The following is a 20,846-nucleotide window of genomic DNA, read 5'->3' as shown; positions in this document are numbered from 1 at the left end:
TGTGGGGGGGGGGGGGGGGGGGCCCCCCCCCCCCCCCCCCCCGCGGGCCCCCCCGCGGGGGGGGGGGCCCCCCCCCCGGGGCCCCCCCCCCCCCCGCCGCTGTCGTGCTCGGAGTTGCTGCGTTCGGAGTTGCCGCGTCAGAGAATCAGGCGCAGGGTCCAGTCGGATGCGCCGTTGACGTCCAACTCGCGCATGCCGATGTTGATCGAGGGGTCGCTGGCGGTGTCCGGGCACCAGTCGAAGACCGACTCGGGCACATTCTCGGGGTACGGCCCCGACCATTGCGTGTTGTCCACGGCGAAGGCGTACCAGTACCAGTACCGGTTGACGGCGGCGAGATTCCCGCCGTAGGCGACCGCGGAGGCGCCGGGTGCGATGACCCACCAGCCGGTCCTGCGCCAGGGCCTCGGCTGACAGTTCTGGTCGAGCCGCTCGATCATGACGTTGATGGTCTGGGAATAGCCGTTCTCGAAACGCAGCATCTGCCCCGCCCCTCAGGTCCCGGATCCGGTCGGCTGCCGCCGGACAGCCGGGCCGGTGCCCGTCTGCTCCGCCGCCGTCGGTTCCTCGACGACGGCGATGGTGCCGGAGCGTTCTTCGCGGACGGATCCTTGAACGGAGCCGACCTCCTGGGGCGTGAAGACTGCGGAAGTCTGCGCCGCCGCAGCCGTCAGCTGCTGCAGATCGACGCCTGAGGTGGGAGCGACTGGAATGTCGGGAGATTCGTTGGCCATGGGGAAAGCCCCTTCCATGCCGATCGGGCGCCGCACGCGAGTGCGGTTGGCCTGATCTCAGATTAGCGAGGGAAAAGGCGTCGAGCTAGAGGGAAAAGGCGATCCGAAGAAGTAGCAAATTATGATGATAGATTACATCGCAACTGCTTTCCGGGAGTTCATCGTCCCCGATTCTCGGGGCACACGCCCTAGCGCGCCGGGTCAGCCGAAGAGCTGATACGAGGCGCGGTAGACCGGATCCGTGCGCGCGGCGATGTCCTGGCGCACCGCGTGCAGGCGTTGGTAGAGGCGGTGGTTGTCGGGGTCGGGCGCGAAGGCGGCGCCCGGGCGGACCATGGCGGCGACGGCGTCGTCGAAGCTCGGACGCAGGCCGAGGCCGACCGCCGCGCAGATCGCGGCGCCGAGTCCGGCGGCGTTGTTGACCGCGGAGCGCAGCGCCGGGATGCCGAAGACGTCGGCGAAGATCTGCATGATCAGGTCGGAGTTGGCGCCGCCCCCGGAGACGATGGTCTGCCGGTACCGGGTGCCGAGTTCGGCGGCCATCGTCGTGCCGTGGCCGTAGACGGTCAGGGCGAGCGCCTCGAGGATCGAGCGGTAGATGTGGAACCGGCCCTGGCGGCCGTCGAAGCCGAGGATCGAGCCCTTGCGGTAGGGCGCGTCCGTGGGGGCGAGCCAGTCCAGGACGGTCATCAGCCCGTCCGAGCCGGCCGGGACGGCGGCGGCGCCGCGGTTGAGGACGTCCTCGACGGTGAGCCCCTCGCGGGCGGCGGCCTGCGCGGCCTCCTCGCCGAGCAGGTCGCGGAACCAGCTGACGGTCCACATGCCGCGCCGCACGCCGAGGCTCTCGTAGAGGTACGCGTGGGGGCGGCTGGCGTAGTTGGTCCAGAAGCCGGTCGCGTCCTTGACGTTGCGCGCCCCGGTGGTCATCCCGGCCACGTAGGTGCCGAGCGAGACCAGCAGCGTGTCGGGCCTGCTCAGGCCGCAGCCGAGCGCCTCGACGGCCTTGTCGTTGGCGGTGGCGACCACCGGCAGGCCGACCGGAAGGCCGGTGTGCGCGGCGGCCTCGGCAGTGAGGTGGCCGAGGATCTCGCCGGGCTGCACGGTCTCGAACAGCAGCTCGCGCGGGATGCCGTACTCGGCGAACTCCGCTTCGTCCGTCGTCCATCGGCCGGTGTCGGAGTCGATGGGCCACATGCCGGCGTAGTTGGCGGCGGTGTCCGTGCACCGGCCCGTCATCCGGCGGGTGAGGTAGCCGGAGGAGGTGGTGACGTGGCGCACGCGCGGGTCGGTGTGCTCGTAGGGGCGCGAGACGCGCTCGTCCATCCAGCTCAGCACCGGACCCGCCAAGGTGCCGTCGGCGAGCAACAGGGCGCGGCAGAACCGGATCGTGCAGAGACCGACGCCGACGATCTCGGCCGGGTCGCCGGGGAAGGCGGCCATGGCGCGGCGGCTGGCCTCGCCGATGGAGTCCCAGAGGTCGTCCTGCGGGTGCTCGACGACGCCGGGGCGGGGGGTGTCGTAGGGGCGCAGCGCCTGCCGTCCTTCGCAGACCACGTTCCCGAGCTCGTCGAAGACGGTGACCTTCGAGCTCTGGGAGCCGTTGTCGATGCCGATCAGGTAGCGCGTCATGCCTGCTCCGAGGTGTGCTGTTCGCGGCCGGTCCGGATCGCCGGGGCCGATGGGGAGGCGGCGCACCGCGCGGGCGTGGTGCGCCGCCTCCGGAGGCGGAGGCCCTGCGGTCAGGAGCCGAGCGGGAAGATCGTGCCCTTGTTCATGATCCCGTTGGGGTCGAACGCGGACTTGAGCTTGGCCAGCAGGTGGTAGGCCGTGCCGTGCTCCTGCTCGGTCCACGCGGTGCGGTACTTGCCGATGCCGTGGTGGTGGACCATCGAGCCGCCGACCTTGAGGGCTTCTTCGACGATGATCGCGTTGAGCGGGAGGTGGTACTTCTCGATCTCCTCGCGGGGCTCGCAGTCGATCCGGTAGTCGTAGACGAAGTAGAGGTTCGTCCCGGTCTGGTAGCTGTGCGAGGAGTGGGCGCCGAGCATCGTCAGGTCCCCGGCGTGGGGGTACTCGGTGCGGATGCGGTGCATCACGTTGTCGTAGAGCTCGACGGTGCGCGACCAGTCGGCGGAGACCTCGGTGGTGTAGCCGAGGTGCCGGTCGGCCAGCATGGTCGCCTTCTCGGCCTCGATCTTGTCGGTGCCCCAGTTGAGGTGGTCGAACCAGGCGCGGATCAGGTCCGGGTCGACCCTCGCGTGCGGGTACTGGGCGATCACGCGCCCGATCTCGTCGCTGGTGGCGCGGACGATGCCCTTGGGGCCCTCGGCGACGAAGACCACCACGCACTTGCCCTGGTAGAAGTGGGCGAAGTGCTGGCGGGCGTCCTCGGGCGAGTAGAGCCGGACCACCGACGGCTTGAAGCCATTGGTGACGACCTCGCGGATCACCGCGAGGCCGGTGGCCATGTCGTCGACCAGGAAGCCGTGGAACTCGTTGTTCTCCGGCAGGAACTTGAAGATCTTGACGGTGACTTCGGTGATGTAGCACAGCGCGCCCTCGTTGCCGATGACGATGTGCCGGATGTCCGGTCCGGTGGAGCGGCGCGGGACGTTCTTGATCCGGCTGACCGTGCCGTCCGGGAAGACCGCCTCCAGGCCGACGACCATGTCCTCGATCGCGCCGTAGAGGGTGGAGAACTGGCCGATGGAACGGGTCGAGACCAGGCCGCCCAGCTGGGCCAGCGGCTTGGACTGCGGGGAGTGCCCGGTGGTGAAGCCCTGGGCGCGCAGCGTGTCCTCCAGCAGTTGGAGCGGCACCCCGCACTCGGCGGTCACCTGCATGTTCTCCGTGTCGATGGACAGGATGCGGTCGAGGCCGGAGCCGTCCAGGACGATGGTGTCCTCGACGATCGTCTCCAGGCCGCCCTCGGTGCCGGTGCGGCCGGTGCGCGCCACCACGTTGATGCGGTTCTCGTTGGCGAACGCCAGGACGGCGGCGACGTCCGCGGTGCTGGTCGCGTTGACGATCGCGGCCGGCACCGGCCCGTCGAAGATGCCGTGCACCGACTGGTACTTCTTGAACCGGTCGACGCTCGCCAGCCGCAACTGCTCTTCGTCGGTGACCACTTGAGCGGCGTCTACCAGCTCGGTGAGGCGCGCGACGATCTCCGCGCGGCTCAGCTTCGATACGGACTGGAGCATCTGGATCTACCTCGTTCTTGCGGGGGAACTCTGGGGGAAGGTCGGTGGGAACGGCAGGGTCGCTCAGCGGACCAGGTATCCGCCGTCGACGGCCAGCACATGGCCGTTCACGTAGTCGGAGGCGCGGCTTGCCAGGAAGACGGTCGCGCCCATCAGGTCGGCGACGTCCCCCCAGCGGCCGGCCGGGATGTGGTCCAGCACGCGCTGGTCGGCCTCGGGGTCGGCCCGGGTGGCCTCGGTGATCTTCGTGGCGAAGTAGCCCGGGGCGATCGCGTTGACCTGGATGTTGTGCTGGGCCAACTCGTCGCAGTACGCCTTGGTGAAGCCGACGATGCCGTGCTTGGTCGCGGCGTAGGCGGGTGACCACTGGCCGCCGAGGAAGGAGAACATCGACGCGATGTTGATGATCTTCCCGGAGCGCTGCGGGATCATCCGGGCGACGGCCTGGTGGGACAGCTCGAACGCGGCGGTGAGGTTGACCGCGACCATCGGGTCCCACTCGGCACGGCCGAACTCCTCGACCGTGGCGAGCTTGCAGATCCCGGCGGAGTTCACCAGGATGTCGAGCGATCCGAAGGCGTCCACGCAGCCCTGGACGATCTGCTCGGCGGCGCCGGGCGCGGTGATGTCGGCCTCGAGGAACGCCATCCGGCGCCCCTCGGCCTCGATCAGCCGGCGGGTCTCGCCGTCGTCCTCGACCAGCGCCGGCACGAAGACGTTCGCGCCGGCCTTGGCGAGCGCGAGCGAGAACGCCTGGCCGAGGCCGGTGTTGCCCCCGGTGACGATCGCGTTCCTGCCGTCCAGGGAGAAGAAGTCGCGGGAGAATTCGGTGATGTCCATGAGTGCTGCACCTTGGTTGGCTACGTGACGGTCCGTTGGTGGTGGATGAGTTGGGGGCGTGGGTCAGCCCGCGGGCCACTCCACGGCCAGGTACTGCGTCTCCAGGAACGCCTCGATCCCGGCCTGCGCGCCCTCGCGGCCCAGGCCCGACTGCTTGACGCCGCCGAACGGGGCGGCGGGGTCGGACAGCAGGCCCCGGTTCACGCCGACCATGCCGGACTCGATCCGCTCGGCCAGCCGCAGCGCGCGGCCGAGGTCACCTGAGAACACGTAGGCGGCCAGGCCGAAGGGGGTGTTGTTGGCGGCGGCCAGCACCTCCTCCTCGTCGCGGAACACCGCGATCGGGGCGACCGGCCCGAAGACCTCCTCGTGCATGATCCGGGCGTCCGGCGTGACACCGGTCAGCACGGTGGCCGGGTGGAAGTAGCCCGGCCCCTCCGGAGTCGGGCCCTGGGCCGCGATGGACGCACCACGCTCGACGGCGTCGGCCACCAGCGCGCCGATCCTGTCGATCGCGGCCTGGTTCACCATCGCGCCCAGCTCCACACCCTCCGCCAGGCCCGGACCGATCCGGACCGCCGCCATCGCCTCGCCGAACTTGCGGGTGAACTCCTCGGCCACGTCCTCGTGCACGTAGAAGCGGTTGGCCGCGATGCAGACCTCGCCGCCGCCGCGCATCTTGGCGTCCATCGCGCCGCGCACCGCCGCGTCGACGTCGGCGTCGGCCAGCACGATGAAGGGCGCGTTGCCGCCCAGCTCCATCGTGGTGTTCTTGACCGTCCTCGCGGCCTGCTCCAGCAGCAGCCTGCCGGTGCCGGTCGAGCCGGTGAAGGAGAACTTGCGCACCCGCTCGTCGTCCATCCAGACGCCGACCACCTCCGGCGCGCGGTCGGTGGGCACCACGTTGAGCGCGCCGGCCGGCAGCCCGGCCTCGGCCAGGATCTCGGCGATCGCGAGCGCGGTCAGCGGAGTCTCCGGGGCCGGCTTGAGCACGACCGTGCAGCCGGCGGCCAGCGCCGGCGCGACCTTGCGGGCGACCATGGCGGCGGGCAGGTTCCACGGGGTCACATGGGCGGTGACGCCGACCGGTTGCCGGCGGATCACGTGCCGGAAACCGCCGGCCGGGGAGTCGCCGAAGCCCGAGCCGATCCGCACGGCCTCCTCGGAGTACCAGCGGAAGAACTCGGCGGCGTAGCCGATCTCGCCCTTGGCGTCGCGCAGGGACTTGCCGTTCTCGGAGACCATCAGCCGCGCCAGCGGGTCGGACCGGCTCAGCATCAGGTCGTAGGCACGGCGCAGGATCTCCGCCCGCTGCCGGGGCGCCACCGTGCGCCAGCGGGGGAACGCCGCAGCGGCGGCGTCCACCGCTGCCGCGGCGTCGGCGGCTCCACCGGAGGAGACGTCACACAGCACCTTCGCGGTGGCCGGGTCGACGACCGGGTAGCTGCGGCCGTCGACCGCTGCCGTCCTCGCCCCGTCGATGTACAGATCGCGGACACCGGTGGGCGCTGTGACGACGTTGGTGGATTCCATGGCGGTGTTCCTCGTCTGGTTGCTTGGGCCGGGTGTTCGCTTGGGCCGGGTGTTCGCTTGGGCCCGGTGTTTGCTTGGGCCCGGTGTTTGCTTGGGCCCGGTGTTTGCTTGGGCCGAGCGGACGCGGCGGCGGTGCCGCGTCCGGGCTCGCGGCCGCGGCGCCGTCGCCGCGTCCCGGGCGGCCCAGTCGCCGCGTCCGCTCGGCCCAGGGGCTGGTCGGCGCGGTGCGGCGGGCTCGCGTGTCAGGCCGAATCTACGAGGGGCGCGACGAAGCGGACAAGGCAACATCCAAGATCGCAACAATGGTTGCTTCTCCGACAACCACCCATGCGACGACTGCCCGGTGAGGCGGGCCCGCCTCACCGGGTGTAGGTCGTCCGCCGGTCGTCCGGGAGCCAGCCCAACTGGGTCGAGAGCTCGGCGGCGGTCCGGGCGGTGGCCTGGCCCGCCTCGGTCAGCCGAGGGCCCAGCCGCTCGCTGGGCCCCGAGACGTTGACCGCGGCGATGACCCTGCCGCGGAAGTCCCGCACCGGCGCGGAGACTCCGACCAGCCCGGGCTCGAACTCCTCGTGCTCCTCGGCCCAACCGCGCCGGCGCACCACCTGGAGCTCCGCCCACAGTTGCGGCAGGGTGTGCACGGGCGAGGCGGGTCGCCCCGGGGAGAGGTCCGGCTCGGTACCGAAGCGCACGAACAGCTCGTCCGGGGTGGCGTCCACCAGCAGCGCGCGCCCCGAGGAGGTGCAGGCGGCCGGCACCCACTGCCCCTCCCAGTCGTGGGCGCGATAGGAGTGCCCCGAGAGCGAGAGCAGGGTGAGCACCTGCCGGTCGCGCAGCACGCACAGGTGCGCGGTCTCCTCCAGGTCCACCGCCAGGCCCTGCACCAGCGGTTGGGCCACCCTGAACAGGCGCTGCTCGTAGGTCCGCCCGGCCAGCGAGAACAGCCGCCAGCCCACCCGGTACTCCAAGGTGAGGGGGTCACGCTCCACGATGCCGTCCTCCGCCAGGGACCGCAGTGCCCGCGACACCTGGCCCTTGTCCCGGCCGACCAGCTGGGCGATCTTGACGACGCCCAGACCGCCGCCGTTCGCGCGGGCCTCGTCGGAGGCCAGCGCCTCCAGTAGTTCGACGTCACGGCGAAGACCGCGCCCATGCCCGGCGCTCGCCGGCCCGCGCGAATCGGGGGCGGCCGACGGCGGGGGCGAGGCTGCGGGCGAGGGTGACGGCGCGGCTGAGGGCGCGGACGGTCGGGGCGCGGGCGGTCGGGGCGCGGGCAGGCTCTCGAGGTCGCCGCCCTCGCTCGCGTCGCTGGGGGTGGGAGATGGCTGCACAGGCCAAGGGTAGGCGGCTCCGTCGGTCACCGTCCCTGGGCGACCGTGACGGTTCCGGTTGTCGCCAGCACAACCGTGGTTGCGATTGCCCGCGCAGCCTTGCCGGTCGATTCCGGGCGGACCTAGATTCCAGAGCACGTCCGAACCACGGTTGCGCGGCCGGCGCCGACCGGTCCTGCGGGGTGCCCTCGGCCGACACCGGCCGACGTGGGCCGACGTGGGCCGACCTCGGCTGAACTGGGCCGACCCTCGGCCGACTTCGGCTGCCCGTCCCGCGACCGGGTCGGGTACGCCCCGTGCGGGCCTGACCGCGCCACGCGGATGCCGTCTGTACCGCCCGTACTGCCCGTACCGCCCGTCTGTCTAGGAGCTCCGGCATGACCTTCGCCCGTACCGCCCTCATCGGCGAGTCCTTCGTCGGCCAGGGAAACAACGCGGCCCACACCAACATCGTGCTCGGCCGTCGCGGCGGTCCCGTCGAGGGCGCCTGGGCCACCGCGCTGGCCTCGCCCAGCGCCGGCTACGCGCCGTTCGTCACCGTGGTCCGCCCCTCCGTCCCGGTCAAGCCCTTCACCCTGTTCGTGAACAAGGCGGAGGCCGCCGGCGAACTGCACCAGCGCGCCACCTGGGGCTCCGCCCAGGCCGGGCTGGCCGCCGGCGTCAGCGACGCCGTCGCGCAGGGGCTGATCCCCGCGGCCGAGGTCGAGGAGCTGCTGATCATCGCGGCGATCTGGGTCAACCCGCAGGTCGACGACCTGGACGAGTCCTTCCGCAACCAGCGGACCGCCGCCTACCAGGCGGTCGCCGCCGCGGTGCGGTCGCTGCCGAGCGTCGACGAGGTGCTCGCGGCCGCCAAGTCGGGCCCCGCCAACCCGTTCTACACCCCGAGCGCCGAGCAGCTGGCGGCCTCGGCCCCTGACGGGGCAGGCCGCTGAGCCAGCCGTCACGCAGTACCACCCGTCACGCAGCACCAGCCATTCACACAGCAGCGAGGAAACACCATGCGGATCGGATTCATCGGACTCGGGAACATGGGCGGTCACATGGCCCGCAACCTCATCGAGGCCGGCTATCCGGTCGTCGTGCACGACTCCCGCGAGGAGAGCGCCGCCCAGCACGTCGGCCTCGGCGCCACCTGGGCGGCGAGCCCGGCCGCCTGCGCCGCCGAGGCCGATGTGCTGATCACCATGCTGCCCAACCCGCGCATCGTGGAGGACGTGCTGCTGCGCGGTGGCGCCGCCGCCGCGCTGCCCGACGGCGCGCTGTGGATCGACATGTCGACCTCCACGCCGGCCGCAGCCCGGCGGGTCATCGAGGAGGTTCTCGCCCCTCGCGGTCTGCGGATGCTCGACGCCCCCGTCAGCGGGATGGCCAAGGGCGCCCGCACCGGCACCCTGCAGATATTCGTCGGCGGCGAGGAGGCGGACTTCGCCCGCGCGCTGCCGCTCTTCGAGGTGCTGGGCGACCCGCCGAAGGTCATGCTCGTGGGCGGCCAAGGAGCTGGCTACACCGTTAAGTTGATGATCAATCAGCTGTGGTTCTCCCACCTGGTCGCCACCTCCGAGGTGCTGGCCATGGGCGTCAAGGCCGGCGTCGACCTCGGCGTGCTGCGCTCCGCCTTGCTGGCCAGCCCCGCCGCGTCCAACTTCCTCGAGAACGACATGATGGGCATCGTCGAGTCGGGCGACTACGACGAGTCGTTCGCGATGGTGCTGGCCTGCAAGGACCTGGGCCTGGCCGTCGACCTGGGCCGTGACATCGGCGTCTCCACCGAGCTGTCCGCGCTGGTCGAGCAGATCTACCGGCGCGCCAAGGCCCGCTACGGCGACCTGTCCGGGGAGATGATCCCGGTCAAGCTCTATGAGGAACTCGCCGGCCAGGACTTCCGGCTGGCCAAGGAGACCGAGGTCTCTTGACCTCCCCCAGCCGCGTGGCGAGGATGCCACCCGGATTCCCGACCGGCGAGAGCCCGGACGCTGTTGGCTTCTCGCTCCGCCCCGCTGGTCAGCCAGTCGGGCGGAGTGTCGCGGCGGCCGCTGTCCTTCGCTGTCCACGCAGCGGCCGGCGCGGAGGTCTGATCGGCGGCCAGGTGGGCGGTGATCCCCTCGTGCACCTGCCGCATGTCGGCGAGCAGCGGATCGAGCACGGTGGCGCCGGCTGTCTGCCACCTCGCCGGATGTTTGATGCCATGGTCGACGCAGGCGAGCGAATCGTCTGAGGAGAGGAGATCACGTGCCGATCGAGGCCGAACTGAAGGCCGTCGTCCGCGACCCCGAAGCGGTGATGGATCAGCTGGAACGCGACTGGGGGCACGGGCGCGCGCAGGTCTACCGGGACACCTACTACGACGCGCCGGACGGCTCGTTGATGCGAGCAGACCGGGAGTTGCGGATTCGCACGGTGCACAGCGACAGTGACACGCACACTGTCCTCACCTACAAGGGCGCCCGGGTGGATGACGCGTCCGGATCAAAGCCTGAGCACGAGACTCGTGTCGACGACGAGGCCGCCGCCCACGCGATCGTCCGCGGCCTGGGGTTCGTATCACGCATCGCGTTCGAGAAGCGTTGCAGGAACTACACGAGCACGCGGCACGGCCGCGAGCTGCTGGCGACCCTGGTGCGGGTGCCCGAAATCGACGGGACCTTCTTGGAGTTGGAGACCATGGCAGGGGATGAGCGTGATCTGGTGCCAGCGCTCACCGTCGTGCGCGCGGCGCTCCAGGACCTGGGGATTGGTGACGACGACCTCACGACCGAGTTGTACACCGACGCGGTGGCAGCGGCCCGGTAGACACAGGAGCGTGACGGTCACGGGGTGAGCAGTACGCGGCGCCGGAGGAGTTCGAAGCCAGCATCACAGCACCACGGTCATCGTCGCTCCCCTGTTCGTCGTCGCCAACTGATCATGCCGCACCCGCCACGGCGCACCGGAACCAGGGCACCTCGCTGGTCAGGGCGTCAGGGCGGCCCGGCATACTGACGCGGTGCCGATAGCTGAAGACCCTGACCCGCGCCCCTCCGAGGAGCCGGAGCCGACAGTCGCGGACCCGTTCGACGGGCTCGTCCTGGACGAGGACTTCGTTCGCGGCGCCGACGTCAAGGAACCGGCGGCACGCACCCGGATACTCGCGGCGCGCTGGCGGCTGGAGCCGCCGGTGGATCCGGGCGGCCGCCGCTGGTCACTCGATGCCCCCGGCCCGACCCGCCCGCGTACGAAGCGGGCCGGGTTCGCGTCAAAGCTCGGTTCAGGGGTGCTGATCGCGGTCGCCGTCGCCGCCACGGTCGTGGCCATCGGCATCGGGCCGGGCAGCGGCCTGCTCTCCCTCGGCGACTCCCCGCAGGACGTCCTGCCCTCGCACGCGCCGGGCTCACCGCGTCCGTTGACGGATGTCGCGCTGAGCGGCGGCGGGACCTCCGATGGCAGCAAGTGCGGCATGCGGGGATTCCACCACTTCGCCCAGACGGCTACCTCCGCGCCCGTCGGCCCCGCCGCCATCGCCTTCGCCGACGGGCGGTCCGACACCCCGCCGGCGGGACCGCAACTCGCCCTCGGCTCCTACGGGTTCTCCCAGGACTCGCCCGGGGATCCCGGGCACTTCACCATCGATCTCCTGCTCGGACCAGGCGCGAGTCGGTCGCTGGAGCTGTCCCCGCCGTTGGGTCCGCAGGGCGTGGCCGTGGAGATCGAGGGCCCCGAGGGGCTGGTCGGCGGCGCGTACGACCTGCCGGTCAAGCTCGGCGACGGCACGGCGCACACCCCGCAGGGCAAGATCAACATCGGGTCGCCGGACGGCGCAACCGCCGAGGTGACGCTCCCCGCCCAGGCGCTCTGCCCGGGCATCGACGCTCTCGCCGTCCAGCAGCGCCTCAGCCCGCCGATCGACTCGACGAACACCATCACCGGCCCGGCGCCCTACACGCTCACCGTCTCCCTCGCCGACCCGGCGGTCGGGGCGCTCCGACGCGCGACGCGGTCACCATTCCAGGGCGACGTACTGAGCGCCACCAACCAGCTCCCCCAGTAGCGGAGTTGGACGGACCGGACTTCCTTCCACGGCGCCTGCGATCTATCGGAGCTGCTCGGCTGACAGCCGCTTGGCGGCAGCCCGGGTCTTGCAGTTTGTGCTCTTGGTCGGCGAGGTGTCCTGTGTGCGTCGGCAGGGGATTCATGTCGGTCGACACCGGCGGACGACCTGGCTAGGGTCGCGGGCGTGACGACCAAGTTGAATGATGCCGCCCGCAGGCTTCTTGACGATGTGAATCCCGCGGTGCTGGCCACCGTGAACCCCGACGGCAGCCCGCAGACCTCGGTGGTCTGGGTCGGCCGGGACGGCGACGACCTGCTGCTCTCGTCGGCAGCCGGCCGCCGCAAGGTCACCAACGTGGAGCGTGACGCGCGGGTCAGCCTGACGGTCTACGACCGGGCCGACCCGCTGCGATACCTGGAGGTGCGCGGTACCGCGACGGTGGCCGAGGACCTGAGCCGGAAGCTGGCCGTCGCACTGGCCGAGCAGTACGAGGGCCCCGGCGCGGGCGAGGAGTACCTGGAACTGCCGCCGGAGGTGGTGCGGGTGGTCGTCAGGATCACCCCGCAGCGGCTGGTCGGCACCTTCGCCGACTGACTGATCGGTTCAAGGCGAGAGAGCCCGCAGTCTTGTGCCTGGCGATGGACCGGTCCGTCCCCGCCTGAGCGGTGCCGGCCGGGCCTGGCCCGGCGCCTCTCGGGCGTTCACCGCCCCAGGAGTTCGGCGAAGCGGTCCAGCGCACGATCGGTGCGGTGGCGGTCGCCGGTGGCCGTGAGATCGAACAGCAGGCCCCGGATGACGGCCATGACCAACGTGGGCGTGACGGTGTCGTCAGGACCGGTGGAGACGTCCCGGAACGTGGCACCGAGAGTGTCGAACCAGTCGGTGATCGCCTGGCCTTGGTCGGGGTAGTTCTCGGGGTGGACCAGGCCGTCCGCGTGCACCTCGAAGAACAGCCGGACGAACGGTGCACGTTCGTCCGCGCTGATCCACGCCCAGATGCCGCGCAGCCGCTCCTGCACGGAGCCCGTCGCCGCCGGAAGGTGCTCGGCCAGGCGTGTCGCACCTCGGCGGCGGGCCTCGGCGAGGACCGCGGCGACCAACTCCTGTTTGCTGCCGAAGTCGTAGAGCAGCATCCGTGGGCTGGTGTCGAGGGCTGTGGCCAGCGGACGCAGGCTCAGCCCGGCCAGCCCGTGGGTCAGCACGTAGTCGGTCGCCCGTGCCAGCGTGCGCTCGCGCCGGGCGGGATCTGCGGGTCGCCCCACGGTGGATCTCCTCTCAGCGGCTCGGAATTGAAACAGCGTCAGCGAGTATATGGTACGACTGTTTCAATAACGAGGGGAGACCACTGTGCACACCTTCGACCGAGCACTCGTGCTGGGCCCCGGAAGTCACGTCGGCACGGCCTGGACGGCCGGGCTGGCTTACGGGTTGCGCCGCGACGGCGTGGATCTGGGCGAGGCCGACCTGATCGTCGGCACGTCGGCCGGCGCGATCGTCGGCGCGTTGCTCGCCACCGGCCAGGACCCGGGGCGGCTCGCGGCCTCGCATCGCCAGCCCGCTCACCGGCTCAAGGCGGACCCCGCACGGATGGGTGCGGTGTTCGCCGTGCTGGGCGACCGCAGTCTGGATCCCGGCGAGGCCAGGCGCCGTGTCGGCCGGCTCGCGCTCGACGGCACCGACCCCCAGGCCGATGAGGCGCTGATCGCGGGGCGCGCCGCCTTGATCGGTGCGGACGCGTGGCCGGAGCGGCGACTGCTGATCACCGCCGTGGACGCGACCACCGGTGAGCCCGCGGTGTGGGACCGCGCCAGTGGCGTGCCGTTGGTGCACGCGGTGGCGGCGAGCAGCGCCTTCCCCGGGGCCGCGCCGCCCGTCGCCATCGACGGCCGGCGGTACATGGACGGTGCGCTGCGGTCGGGCACCAACGCCGACCTCGCGGCCGGCGCCCGCACGCTGGTCGTGGTCGAGCCGATGGCGCACCTGTTTCCCCGCGAGGCACTCGACCAGCAGCTGGCGGCCGTGGGGGCGGACACCGTGGTGACCATCGGCCCCGATCCGGCCTCGGTCCGCGCTTTCGGCTCGGACCCGGGCGACCTGGCGGCTTGGGAACCGGCCTACCGGGCGGGGCTCCGCCAGGCCGGCGATCTCGGCGGGCAGCTCCGCTCCATGTGGAGGGCGGAGGCCGACGCGGGCTGACTGCCGATCAGGTCGGTGATGCGTGGGCGGTGGTGAGTCGCCACGTGGGCCGACCCCTCCGACGGGACAGCGGCGAACTGGCCCCAAGGCGCTGCAGGCTGGGCCGGTGCGAGCCGGAGCCTGTTGCCGTAGGACCTGTTTGACATGCCGTCATGGTCTGACTGTCGGAGACGGGCTGGAGTCCGCCGCCTCCGGTTGGAAGACTGTTCGGATGGACAATCCAACGAGCCTGCCGCAGAACACGACGCATGATTGGGCGATCGCTGTGGACGGCGACCATCTCGCACGCATCCGCCGGGATCCGGCTAGCTTCGCCCCTGGCGGCTTGCGGCACCTGGTTCTTGAGGTCATCGCCTACGCGGCCGACGAGGCGGAGGCCAACAACGGCGGCCGGTGCGTGGTCACCTTCCACCGCGATGGCTCAGTGTCCGTGTCCGACGGCGGCCGCGGCACCGCCACCCGTGTCGATGACCGTGGCCGCGTGGTGAGGAAGCCGGTCATGGCGACGAAGGACCTGCGGTTCTTCGACTCTCCTGACGCGCAGCTACTTCCCGACGGGCATCCACGCCGCGGCATCTCCGTCGTCGCAGCATTGAGTGAATGGCTCGTCCATACCAACCGCCGCCGCGACGGCGCCTGGACGCAACGATACGAACACGGCGTGCCGGTCACCAGCCTGGTGCCCATCCCCGGCAGCGACGCGACCGGGACGACGGTTCACTTCCGTCCGGACGGGACTGTCCGGGCCGACGGTGCGCCCGCAGTCATCGATCCGGTGCAGCTGACTGCTTCGTGGCGAGAACTTTCGGTCGAGGTCTGTCACGAAGCCGATTGAGCATCCCGCGCGCAAACGACGCCCGCCGTCGCGACAAGGCTTGTCGCGACGGCGGGCGTCCCGGTCCGTGCCGACCCGGTTCGGTGCGTGCGTCAGCTGTGCGAGCGCGCGGTGCGGGCGGCCTGGGCGAGGTCCAGGTGGGTGGTCTCCGGGGCCAGGAAGTGCGAGATCAGGCCGCCGAGGGCCAGGACGCCGGCGCCCGTCCACATCACGAACTGGACGCCGAAGTGGTTGAGGCCGATCGGCAGCAGGAAGGTGCCGATGGCGGCGCCGACGCGGCTCATGGCGGCGGCGAAGCCCACGCCGGTGGTCCGGATGGAGGTCGGGAAGACCTCCAGTGGGTAAACCGCCGTCAGCGCACTGGACATGGCGTTCAGGAAGATGAAGAAGAGGAAGCCGATGACGACGACCGGGGTGGAGCTCGGCCACAGCGCGACCACGGCCAGGCTCGCGGCGGTGATCCAGAACGGCGGGATCAGCAGCTTGCGGCGGCCGATCCGGTCGACGACCGCGGTCCCGAGGGCGACGCCCAGCACGGCGGTGACCGAGTAGACCAGCAGCGCCATGGTGGCGTCGCTGCCCAGACCGAGGGCGTCGAAGACCTTCGACCAGAACGTGCCGATCGCGAAGTAGGGCAGCACCAGGAAGGCCCAGAAGGCGCTGGAGAAGACGGTGCTGCGGATGTGCTCGCGACTGAACAGGGCGCGGAAGCTGTCCTTGGTCTCGCCGTCGGCGACCTCGGCCTCGACGTCGATCTCCATGCCGTACCTGGCGATCAGCTCCTCGGCCTCCGCGCGGCGGCCCTTGCTGAGCAGCCAGCGCGCCGACTCCGGGACGCCGCCGCGCAGCGCCAGACAGGCCACGGCGATGATCGCGCTGCTGCCGAGCGTCCAGCGCCAGCCGCCGTTCACGTCGGCCAGGGCCGCGCCGACGATGGTGGCGACCATGTAGCCGACGTACCAGCTGACTTCCAGACTGGCCAGCAGGCGGCCGCGGTTGCGGCTGGGGGCGTACTCGGAGAGCAGCGGGGCGCCGATCGCGTACTCGCCGCCGATGGCGATGCCCATGATCAGCCGGATCACGAACAGTTGCACGCCGTCCACGACGAAGAACTGGGCGATCGATCCGATGAGGAAGACCACCATGTCGATGAGGAAGATCGGGCGCCGCCCGAGCTTGTCGGCCAGCCAGCCGAAGACCGGGCCGCCGACGAAGATGCCGATCAGCGGGGAGGCGCCGATCAGGCCCTGCCACAGCGTGGAGACGTGCAGGGCGGTGGTCAGCGCGGCGAGGGCCATGCCGATGCCGCCGATGATGTAGCCGTCGAGGCCCTCACCGATCTGGGTGGCGAGCTTCAGCTTGAGCAGTAGCCGCTTGCGGTCGCGATCGGCAACGGAGAGCTGGGGCGGGGTCGTTCGTTCGCCGACGGGCGTCGTTGCCATGTCAGTTCCTTGTCATCAGATGTTCAGTGGCCCGCGGTAGCTCTGGGCGGACGGTGGCGCGAGGCGCGGGCTGGCCATCCGGGGCAGGCATGAACCTACGGTCGGGCGTTGCGGAGAACAAGGAAGGTCTGCAGATCGCAACCATGGTTGTGCCAGCGACAACCCGCCTGCGCGGCACGCTGTAGCGGACGCGGACGCGGACAAGAACGGCGCCCCTCAAGAACGGCGCCCCTCAAGAACAGGGGCGCCTGAAGAACGGGGGCGTCAGCGCATGCCGCCGGAAGCGAGGATGACGTCCCCGGTGATCCAGCGCGCGTCGTCGGAGGCCAGGAAGGCCACCAGCGGGCCGTAGTCGTCGGGGGTGCCCGTGCGGCCCAGGGGAGTGGCGGCGATCGCCTGCGCTTCTTGATCCGACCCGGCGTATCCCATGGCCCTGCTGCCCTCGGTGTCCGACGGGCCGGGCATGATCGCGTTGACACGGATGCCGCGCGGGCCCAGTTCCTTGGCCGCAACGATGGTGAAGGCGTTGACGGCGCTCTTGGACGCGACGTAGAGCGAGGCGTACGGAGGGTGGGTGACCGTGCCGGCCGTCGAGACGTTGATGATCGACGCGGCCGCGATGTCGTCCTGCGCGGCCAAGGCCTGGGTGGTGAGGATGGTGCCCAGGAGGTTCGTGGTCATCTCACGCTGGAACTCGTCCTCGGTGATGTCCGACAGCGGTGCGAAGTTGACGACGGCCGCATTGTTCACCAGCACGTCGACCGGGCCGTACGCCTCGCGCGCCCGGTCGAACAGACGGCGCACGTCGTCGCTGCTGGCCACGTCCGCCTGGACCGCCATCGCCCGGCCGCCGTTGGCGGTGATGCCCGTGACGACTCGCTCGGCGCCCTGCGCATCCGTCCGGTAGTTCACCACGACGGCTGTGCCGGTCTCGGCCAGGGCCTGGGCGATCCCCGCGCCCAGGCCCTTCGATGCACCTGTGACGATCGCCGTACGTGCGTTGTTGCTGCTCACAGTGACTCCTTGGAACGTTGGTGCGTGCAGAAGTCACCGTAGGAAAGCTGATTACTATTGGGAAGTACATACTTTTTTGTAAGCTGCTGGCATGTTGGAAACAGAGCAGGTCGCGACGGCCGCCAGGCTCCTGGCCCATGACACCTTCGACAACAAGTGCCCGCTCAGGCCGATCATCGATCAGACGACGAGCCGCTGGGCGACGCTGATCGTGTCGGCCCTCATCGCCGGCCCGCACCGCTTCGCGCAGCTGCACGCGCGAGTCGGTGGCATCAGCCAGAAGATGCTGTCGCAGAACCTCAAAGCGCTGGCCCGGGCCGGACTTGTCGCCCGCCAGGTCGCGCCCACCAACCCGCCCCAGGTCACCTACAGCCTGACGGAACTCGGCACCAGCCTGGCCGGACCGCTGACCGATCTCATCCGCTGGTTCGGCCGGCACGGAGACGAGCTCCTCGCCGCTCAGGAGCACTACGACAGCCATCTTGCCTGACCTGACCCTGGCCAACGCGACAGCGGAAGAGGCCATCGACGCCATGATCCGCGAACCGGCCGAGGCCGAGTCGCACAATCGGCTTGCCTTCGCCGCCGTCTGGCGCGTGCTGGCCGGGACCACCGTCCCGAAGCGAACACGAGCTGACCGAACGTCAGGAAGAAGCAGGCATGAGCAACACCACACCCACCAGCGGCTCGCCGAGCACGGCACGGTCGTGCTCGGCGGCCGCGACCCGGACAAGCTCCGCGCGGTTGAGGCGGAGATCGCCGCACGGCCCGGCGGCCGCACGGTCTCCGTCGTGGCGGACCTGTCGGACCCCGCGGACCTATCGGACACCGTATGCAGGCGTTGCCGGTCAGCCGATCGGTGCCCAGCGCGACAGTTCCCGATACCCCCTGGGAGCGGTCAGATGGTCCAGTCGATCGGGTAGTTGACGATGGGGATGAAGGTGACGCCGGCCTTCTCGGTTATCGCCCGGGCATCCACGGTCATCTCCTTGAGCCGGCTCATCTGCTCCGCGTGCTCCTCGGACTCCCAGACGCTGACGTTGACCAGGGAACCGTCGGGCGAGGTCGCCCAGTGGTAGCTGATCAGGCCGGGCAGTGCCTTGATGGCCGGAATCAGGAAGCCGCTGATCGCCGCGGTCGCCGCCTGAACTTCCGGGAACCGGGCGGGATCGAAGTTGCCGCGTGAGACGCGGACGACTGCGGTCGAGGGGATCGAGTCGGCGGTCATGGAAGTCCCTGGGGTTGTTTACCTTCTGATGGACCGTCAGAATATGATGCCCGCCAGGAGGGTACGGAGTGAGATCTGTCACAGCGCGTCCTGTAGGGCGGCCGAGAAACCCGGAGCTGGACCGGGCGATCCTGGCAGCGGCCGAGCAGCAACGCTCCGAAGACCGAGCCCTCGAAGCGACGGCCGCCTACGTTCGGACTGAGGTGTTCTTCGCGAGCGGGATACTCCCGGTCGGCTTGCGGGCGCTGCAGGGAGCCGTAGACGCGGCTCCGGCTGCCACCGAACCACTGCAGGCGGCCATCGGGGCTCTCCACATGCGTGCTGCGGTCGTCGCGGGCCGGATGCGCGATGCCAGTGTCGCGCACATGCACCTCGCCGAGGCTGCGGGCCTTACCGCCAGCCTTCGTGAGACCCCCTACGAGGGAGCTGCGATCGGCCCGGACTCTCGGCGCATCCATCAGCTCTCCAGCTGATCCATCACCGCTTCGGGGTCGCGGACGACGGCTTTCAGTTCGGCCTCGATCGGCACGTGATCTCCTCCCGGCAGACGATTCACTCGCCTGCCTCGACCATGGCATCAGATGATCGCATCACGAACCGCGGCCAGTGCCGCGTTCCATGGATACGCGCGCGGGTTGCCCTGGCCAGGCGTGTTCGGCACGAACCCGTCGTCGCCCAGCAGGACGCGCACGCCTGCGGACCGGAGCACGGCGATGCTCTGTTCGAACTGCGGATGCGCGAGGAGCGCAGAGTTCACGCACGGCATGGTCACCAGCGGGATCCTCTTCCCGATGGCCTCGGCTGCGAAGCCGACGACGAACGAGGAGGTGAGGCCAAGCGCCCACGAGTTCAGGGTGTTGAAGGTGGCCGGTGCCAGCAGCGCGGCCGTAGCCGGAGGCCAGACATCGGGCTCGCCCGGGCGTCGGTGGCGGCTGCGTACAGGGTGGCCGGTGAGGCGCTCCAGCCCGGCGAGGTCACCAGCCAGCCAGTCGGCCGCTGTTGGCGTCAACCCCAGGCACACACTCCACCCATCGGCCTGGGCCTGCTCGACAACTGGTGCGAGGTCGAGCACGGGCGGTGCTGCGGACCCCAACAGATAGAGCACTCGATCAGTCGGCATGCTGTTGACAGTACGAGATTTGGATCACGGCGACCACGTTCAGGGGTATCGTCAGAGCGCTCGGTAGTCAGACCAGGGGATCCGCCATGGCCAATCCAGATCCTGACAGCGTCGGCGCCCGTATCGCCGCGTTCCGCAAAGTTCGCCACTTCACCCAGCGAGGCCTCGCCGACAGAGCGAACATCAGCTACAGCCTCATGTTCAAGATCGAGCAGGGCGACAAGCCGGCGAGCCCTCCAGTTCTCGCCACGCTTGCACGGGCGCTGTCGGTGTCGGTCGCTGATCTCACCGGTCAGCCATACTTGGACGCGCTCTGCCAAGACCAGCTGGACGGGTTGATCCAGCCGATTCGCGAGGCCCTGGACCTGTTTGACCTCGGTGCCGACGCTGACCTGCCGATTCGCTCGATCCAGCAGCTGACGGCGGATGCGGATCGTATGTGCGGCCTGATCCGTGGTGGCGACCTGCGGACTGTCGCTGCAGAGCTCGCTGGCCTGATCGCCGAAATTACGAGCGCCGCCTATACGGCCCCAGACGATCGCCTGTGGCAGGCCCTAGCCAGCACCTACCGCTCCGCGTATGACATCGCCCATAAGCTCGGATTCCATGACCTCTCGGCCCTCGCCCTGGACCGCATGGCTTGGGCATCCGAACGGGCATCCGATGCTGTCAGTGCCAGCACTCGCCAATACTTGCGCTCCCTGGCCTACCTGCGGGCCGGCCAGTACCGCACTGGGATGCGCATCGCGGAGGCCGGCAGACAGCTCGCCACTCAGGCCGCCGACGGGCTTGAGAGGGAAGCCGTGACCGGGCAACTGCACCTCGGATCAGCGGTCCTGGCCGCCCGCGCTGGGCAACGGGACGAGGCAGAGCAGCAATTGGCCGCCGCAGACCGCATTGCCAACAAGGTAGGCGAGATCCACCGTGTCAGGTGGCTGACCTTCGGGCCCACCAATGTGTCCGTCCACCGGACCAGCGCCTTGATCGACCAATGCCTCTACCTAGAGGCTCTCCAGGTCGCCTCTACCATCACCGTCCCAACCGACTGGCCTGCCAGCAGGACTGCTCGACATCATGCGGAGATCGCCCGGGCACTGCTGTGGACCAACAAGCACGACGCGGCATTCCAGAACCTTCTACGGGCGCGCGAGCTCGCTCCCCAGCAGTCACGGCACAGCCCGACGGTACGGGAGACGATGTTCGCCATCGTGCGTGCCCGCCGGACCGTGCCCGACAGCATCACCGGATTCGCTGCCTGGCTAGGGATCTGACCCACTATCACCAAGTCGTGATAGTTGGCTTCCTTGCAGCCCGGCACGCTTCTACTGGCAGACCACCAGTCA

The 20,846-nt window shown here is 70.1% G+C and carries 22 protein-coding genes; 10 read left to right on the top strand and 12 right to left on the bottom strand.

The genetic code is table 11. The features are described from left to right. Positions 1 to 137: 137 nt before the first annotated feature. The 7 genes from ABH937_RS35050 to ABH937_RS35020 all read right to left on the bottom strand — a co-directional run bounded on the left by ABH937_RS35050 (position 138) and on the right by ABH937_RS35020 (position 7,638). Positions 138 to 482 (bottom strand): DUF1036 domain-containing protein, encoded by a 345-nt coding sequence (locus ABH937_RS35050; RefSeq protein WP_370220596.1) that lies wholly within the window; start codon positions 480 to 482, stop codon positions 138 to 140. A gap of 12 nt (positions 483 to 494) precedes the next feature. After that, the gene (locus ABH937_RS35045) at positions 495 to 770 is read right to left on the bottom strand and encodes a hypothetical protein (protein WP_280693431.1); all 276 of its coding nucleotides are present in this window, start codon (positions 768 to 770) and stop codon (positions 495 to 497) included. Positions 771 to 935: 165 nt separating this feature from the next. After that, positions 936 to 2,363 (bottom strand): FGGY-family carbohydrate kinase, encoded by a 1,428-nt coding sequence (locus ABH937_RS35040; RefSeq protein ID WP_370220595.1) that lies wholly within the window; start codon positions 2,361 to 2,363, stop codon positions 936 to 938. A gap of 110 nt (positions 2,364 to 2,473) precedes the next feature. Next, positions 2,474 to 3,937 carry an FAD-binding oxidoreductase gene (locus tag ABH937_RS35035; protein WP_370220594.1) on the bottom strand — a complete coding sequence of 488 codons (1,464 nt, stop codon included), beginning with the start codon at positions 3,935 to 3,937 and terminating at the stop codon, positions 2,474 to 2,476. Positions 3,938 to 4,000: 63 nt separating this feature from the next. Then, positions 4,001 to 4,777, bottom strand: a complete 777-nt coding sequence (locus ABH937_RS35030) for an SDR family NAD(P)-dependent oxidoreductase (RefSeq protein ID WP_370220593.1) — start codon at positions 4,775 to 4,777, stop codon at positions 4,001 to 4,003. A gap of 63 nt (positions 4,778 to 4,840) precedes the next feature. Beyond that, positions 4,841 to 6,310 (bottom strand): NAD-dependent succinate-semialdehyde dehydrogenase, encoded by a 1,470-nt coding sequence (locus tag ABH937_RS35025; protein ID WP_370220592.1) that lies wholly within the window; start codon positions 6,308 to 6,310, stop codon positions 4,841 to 4,843. A 359-nt stretch (positions 6,311 to 6,669) separates the two neighbouring features. After that, on the bottom strand, positions 6,670 to 7,638 hold the full coding sequence (locus tag ABH937_RS35020; protein WP_370220591.1) for an IclR family transcriptional regulator: 969 nt from the start codon (positions 7,636 to 7,638) through the stop codon (positions 6,670 to 6,672). A 377-nt stretch (positions 7,639 to 8,015) separates the two neighbouring features. On the opposite strand from ABH937_RS35020, the gene fae reads away from it, so the two are divergent. From fae to ABH937_RS34995, 5 genes are all read left to right on the top strand, one after another. Beyond that, entirely contained in the window at positions 8,016 to 8,573 is a 558-nt protein-coding gene (fae, locus tag ABH937_RS35015) for a formaldehyde-activating enzyme (protein WP_370220590.1), read from the top strand. 66 nt (positions 8,574 to 8,639) lie between these two features. Next, the gene (locus tag ABH937_RS35010; RefSeq protein WP_370220589.1) at positions 8,640 to 9,554 is read left to right on the top strand and encodes an NAD(P)-dependent oxidoreductase; all 915 of its coding nucleotides are present in this window, start codon (positions 8,640 to 8,642) and stop codon (positions 9,552 to 9,554) included. A 316-nt stretch (positions 9,555 to 9,870) separates the two neighbouring features. Next, complete coding sequence (gene cyaB / locus ABH937_RS35005) at positions 9,871 to 10,431, top strand: class IV adenylate cyclase (RefSeq protein ID WP_280693439.1); 561 nt, start codon at positions 9,871 to 9,873, stop codon at positions 10,429 to 10,431. A gap of 193 nt (positions 10,432 to 10,624) precedes the next feature. Next, positions 10,625 to 11,665: a hypothetical protein gene (locus ABH937_RS35000; RefSeq protein WP_370220588.1), complete on the top strand. Its 1,041-nt coding sequence runs from the start codon at positions 10,625 to 10,627 to the stop codon at positions 11,663 to 11,665. A gap of 186 nt (positions 11,666 to 11,851) precedes the next feature. Further along, on the top strand, positions 11,852 to 12,262 hold the full coding sequence (locus tag ABH937_RS34995) for a PPOX class F420-dependent oxidoreductase (protein ID WP_370220587.1): 411 nt from the start codon (positions 11,852 to 11,854) through the stop codon (positions 12,260 to 12,262). 107 nt (positions 12,263 to 12,369) lie between these two features. Here the strand turns inward: ABH937_RS34995 and ABH937_RS34990 are convergent, their stop codons facing one another. Continuing rightward, a complete protein-coding gene (locus ABH937_RS34990) occupies positions 12,370 to 12,930 on the bottom strand; it encodes a TetR/AcrR family transcriptional regulator (RefSeq protein WP_370220586.1) in 561 nt (186 codons plus the stop codon). Positions 12,931 to 13,015: 85 nt separating this feature from the next. On the opposite strand from ABH937_RS34990, the gene ABH937_RS34985 reads away from it, so the two are divergent. Both ABH937_RS34985 and ABH937_RS34980 read left to right on the top strand, forming a co-directional pair. Beyond that, positions 13,016 to 13,864 carry a patatin-like phospholipase family protein gene (locus ABH937_RS34985; RefSeq protein WP_370220585.1) on the top strand — a complete coding sequence of 283 codons (849 nt, stop codon included), beginning with the start codon at positions 13,016 to 13,018 and terminating at the stop codon, positions 13,862 to 13,864. A 211-nt stretch (positions 13,865 to 14,075) separates the two neighbouring features. Beyond that, positions 14,076 to 14,699 carry an ATP-binding protein gene (locus ABH937_RS34980; RefSeq protein ID WP_370220584.1) on the top strand — a complete coding sequence of 208 codons (624 nt, stop codon included), beginning with the start codon at positions 14,076 to 14,078 and terminating at the stop codon, positions 14,697 to 14,699. A gap of 92 nt (positions 14,700 to 14,791) precedes the next feature. On the opposite strand, the gene ABH937_RS34975 is transcribed toward ABH937_RS34980, so the two are convergent. Together ABH937_RS34975 and ABH937_RS34970 are read right to left on the bottom strand one after the other, a co-directional pair. Beyond that, positions 14,792 to 16,141 carry an MFS transporter gene (locus tag ABH937_RS34975; protein ID WP_280693443.1) on the bottom strand — a complete coding sequence of 450 codons (1,350 nt, stop codon included), beginning with the start codon at positions 16,139 to 16,141 and terminating at the stop codon, positions 14,792 to 14,794. A gap of 264 nt (positions 16,142 to 16,405) precedes the next feature. Continuing rightward, positions 16,406 to 17,155 (bottom strand): SDR family oxidoreductase, encoded by a 750-nt coding sequence (locus tag ABH937_RS34970; RefSeq protein ID WP_280693444.1) that lies wholly within the window; start codon positions 17,153 to 17,155, stop codon positions 16,406 to 16,408. 91 nt (positions 17,156 to 17,246) lie between these two features. Between ABH937_RS34970 and ABH937_RS34965 the strand changes: the two genes are divergently transcribed. Both ABH937_RS34965 and ABH937_RS34960 read left to right on the top strand, forming a co-directional pair. After that, on the top strand, positions 17,247 to 17,645 hold the full coding sequence (locus ABH937_RS34965; protein WP_280693445.1) for a helix-turn-helix domain-containing protein: 399 nt from the start codon (positions 17,247 to 17,249) through the stop codon (positions 17,643 to 17,645). Next, complete coding sequence (locus ABH937_RS34960) at positions 17,638 to 18,078, top strand: hypothetical protein (protein ID WP_280693446.1); 441 nt, start codon at positions 17,638 to 17,640, stop codon at positions 18,076 to 18,078. The genes ABH937_RS34965 and ABH937_RS34960 overlap by 8 nt, the downstream gene beginning before the upstream one ends. Here ABH937_RS34960 and ABH937_RS34955 read toward each other — a convergent pair. Both ABH937_RS34955 and ABH937_RS34950 read right to left on the bottom strand, forming a co-directional pair. Further along, a complete protein-coding gene (locus tag ABH937_RS34955; RefSeq protein ID WP_280693447.1) occupies positions 18,054 to 18,383 on the bottom strand; it encodes an antibiotic biosynthesis monooxygenase in 330 nt (109 codons plus the stop codon). The two genes, ABH937_RS34960 and ABH937_RS34955, sit on opposite strands and share 25 nt — an antisense overlap. Positions 18,384 to 18,960: 577 nt before the next feature. Next, complete coding sequence (locus ABH937_RS34950) at positions 18,961 to 19,503, bottom strand: flavoprotein (RefSeq protein ID WP_370220582.1); 543 nt, start codon at positions 19,501 to 19,503, stop codon at positions 18,961 to 18,963. Positions 19,504 to 19,589: 86 nt separating this feature from the next. Between ABH937_RS34950 and ABH937_RS34945 the strand changes: the two genes are divergently transcribed. Continuing rightward, on the top strand, positions 19,590 to 20,774 hold the full coding sequence (locus ABH937_RS34945) for a helix-turn-helix domain-containing protein (protein ID WP_370220581.1): 1,185 nt from the start codon (positions 19,590 to 19,592) through the stop codon (positions 20,772 to 20,774). Positions 20,775 to 20,846: the final 72 nt, after the last annotated feature.

The organism is Kitasatospora sp. GAS1066B (assembly GCF_041262605.1).
In the GTDB taxonomy this organism is placed as follows: Bacteria; Actinomycetota; Actinomycetes; order Streptomycetales; family Streptomycetaceae; genus Kitasatospora.
Note: the sequence above shows the minus strand (reverse complement) of the source record. Positions and strands in the feature narration are given on the sequence as shown.

What these genes read in the sequence shown, in the direction of transcription:
- ABH937_RS35050 (WP_370220596.1), bottom strand. Translation starts at nt 482, where the DNA reads ATGCTGCGTTTCGAGAACGGCTATTCCCAGACCATCAACGTCATGATC.
- ABH937_RS35040 (WP_370220595.1), bottom strand. Translation starts at nt 2,363, where the DNA reads ATGACGCGCTACCTGATCGGCATCGACAACGGCTCCCAGAGCTCGAAG.
- ABH937_RS35035 (WP_370220594.1), bottom strand. Translation starts at nt 3,937, where the DNA reads ATGCTCCAGTCCGTATCGAAGCTGAGCCGCGCGGAGATCGTCGCGCGC.
- ABH937_RS35030 (WP_370220593.1), bottom strand. Translation starts at nt 4,777, where the DNA reads ATGGACATCACCGAATTCTCCCGCGACTTCTTCTCCCTGGACGGCAGG.
- ABH937_RS35025 (WP_370220592.1), bottom strand. Translation starts at nt 6,310, where the DNA reads ATGGAATCCACCAACGTCGTCACAGCGCCCACCGGTGTCCGCGATCTG.
- fae (WP_370220590.1), top strand. Translation starts at nt 8,016, where the DNA reads ATGACCTTCGCCCGTACCGCCCTCATCGGCGAGTCCTTCGTCGGCCAG.
- ABH937_RS35010 (WP_370220589.1), top strand. Translation starts at nt 8,640, where the DNA reads ATGCGGATCGGATTCATCGGACTCGGGAACATGGGCGGTCACATGGCC.
- ABH937_RS34980 (WP_370220584.1), top strand. Translation starts at nt 14,076, where the DNA reads ATGGACAATCCAACGAGCCTGCCGCAGAACACGACGCATGATTGGGCG.
- ABH937_RS34975 (WP_280693443.1), bottom strand. Translation starts at nt 16,141, where the DNA reads ATGGCAACGACGCCCGTCGGCGAACGAACGACCCCGCCCCAGCTCTCC.
- ABH937_RS34965 (WP_280693445.1), top strand. Translation starts at nt 17,247, where the DNA reads ATGTTGGAAACAGAGCAGGTCGCGACGGCCGCCAGGCTCCTGGCCCAT.
- ABH937_RS34955 (WP_280693447.1), bottom strand. Translation starts at nt 18,383, where the DNA reads ATGACCGCCGACTCGATCCCCTCGACCGCAGTCGTCCGCGTCTCACGC.
- ABH937_RS34950 (WP_370220582.1), bottom strand. Translation starts at nt 19,503, where the DNA reads ATGCCGACTGATCGAGTGCTCTATCTGTTGGGGTCCGCAGCACCGCCC.
- ABH937_RS34945 (WP_370220581.1), top strand. Translation starts at nt 19,590, where the DNA reads ATGGCCAATCCAGATCCTGACAGCGTCGGCGCCCGTATCGCCGCGTTC.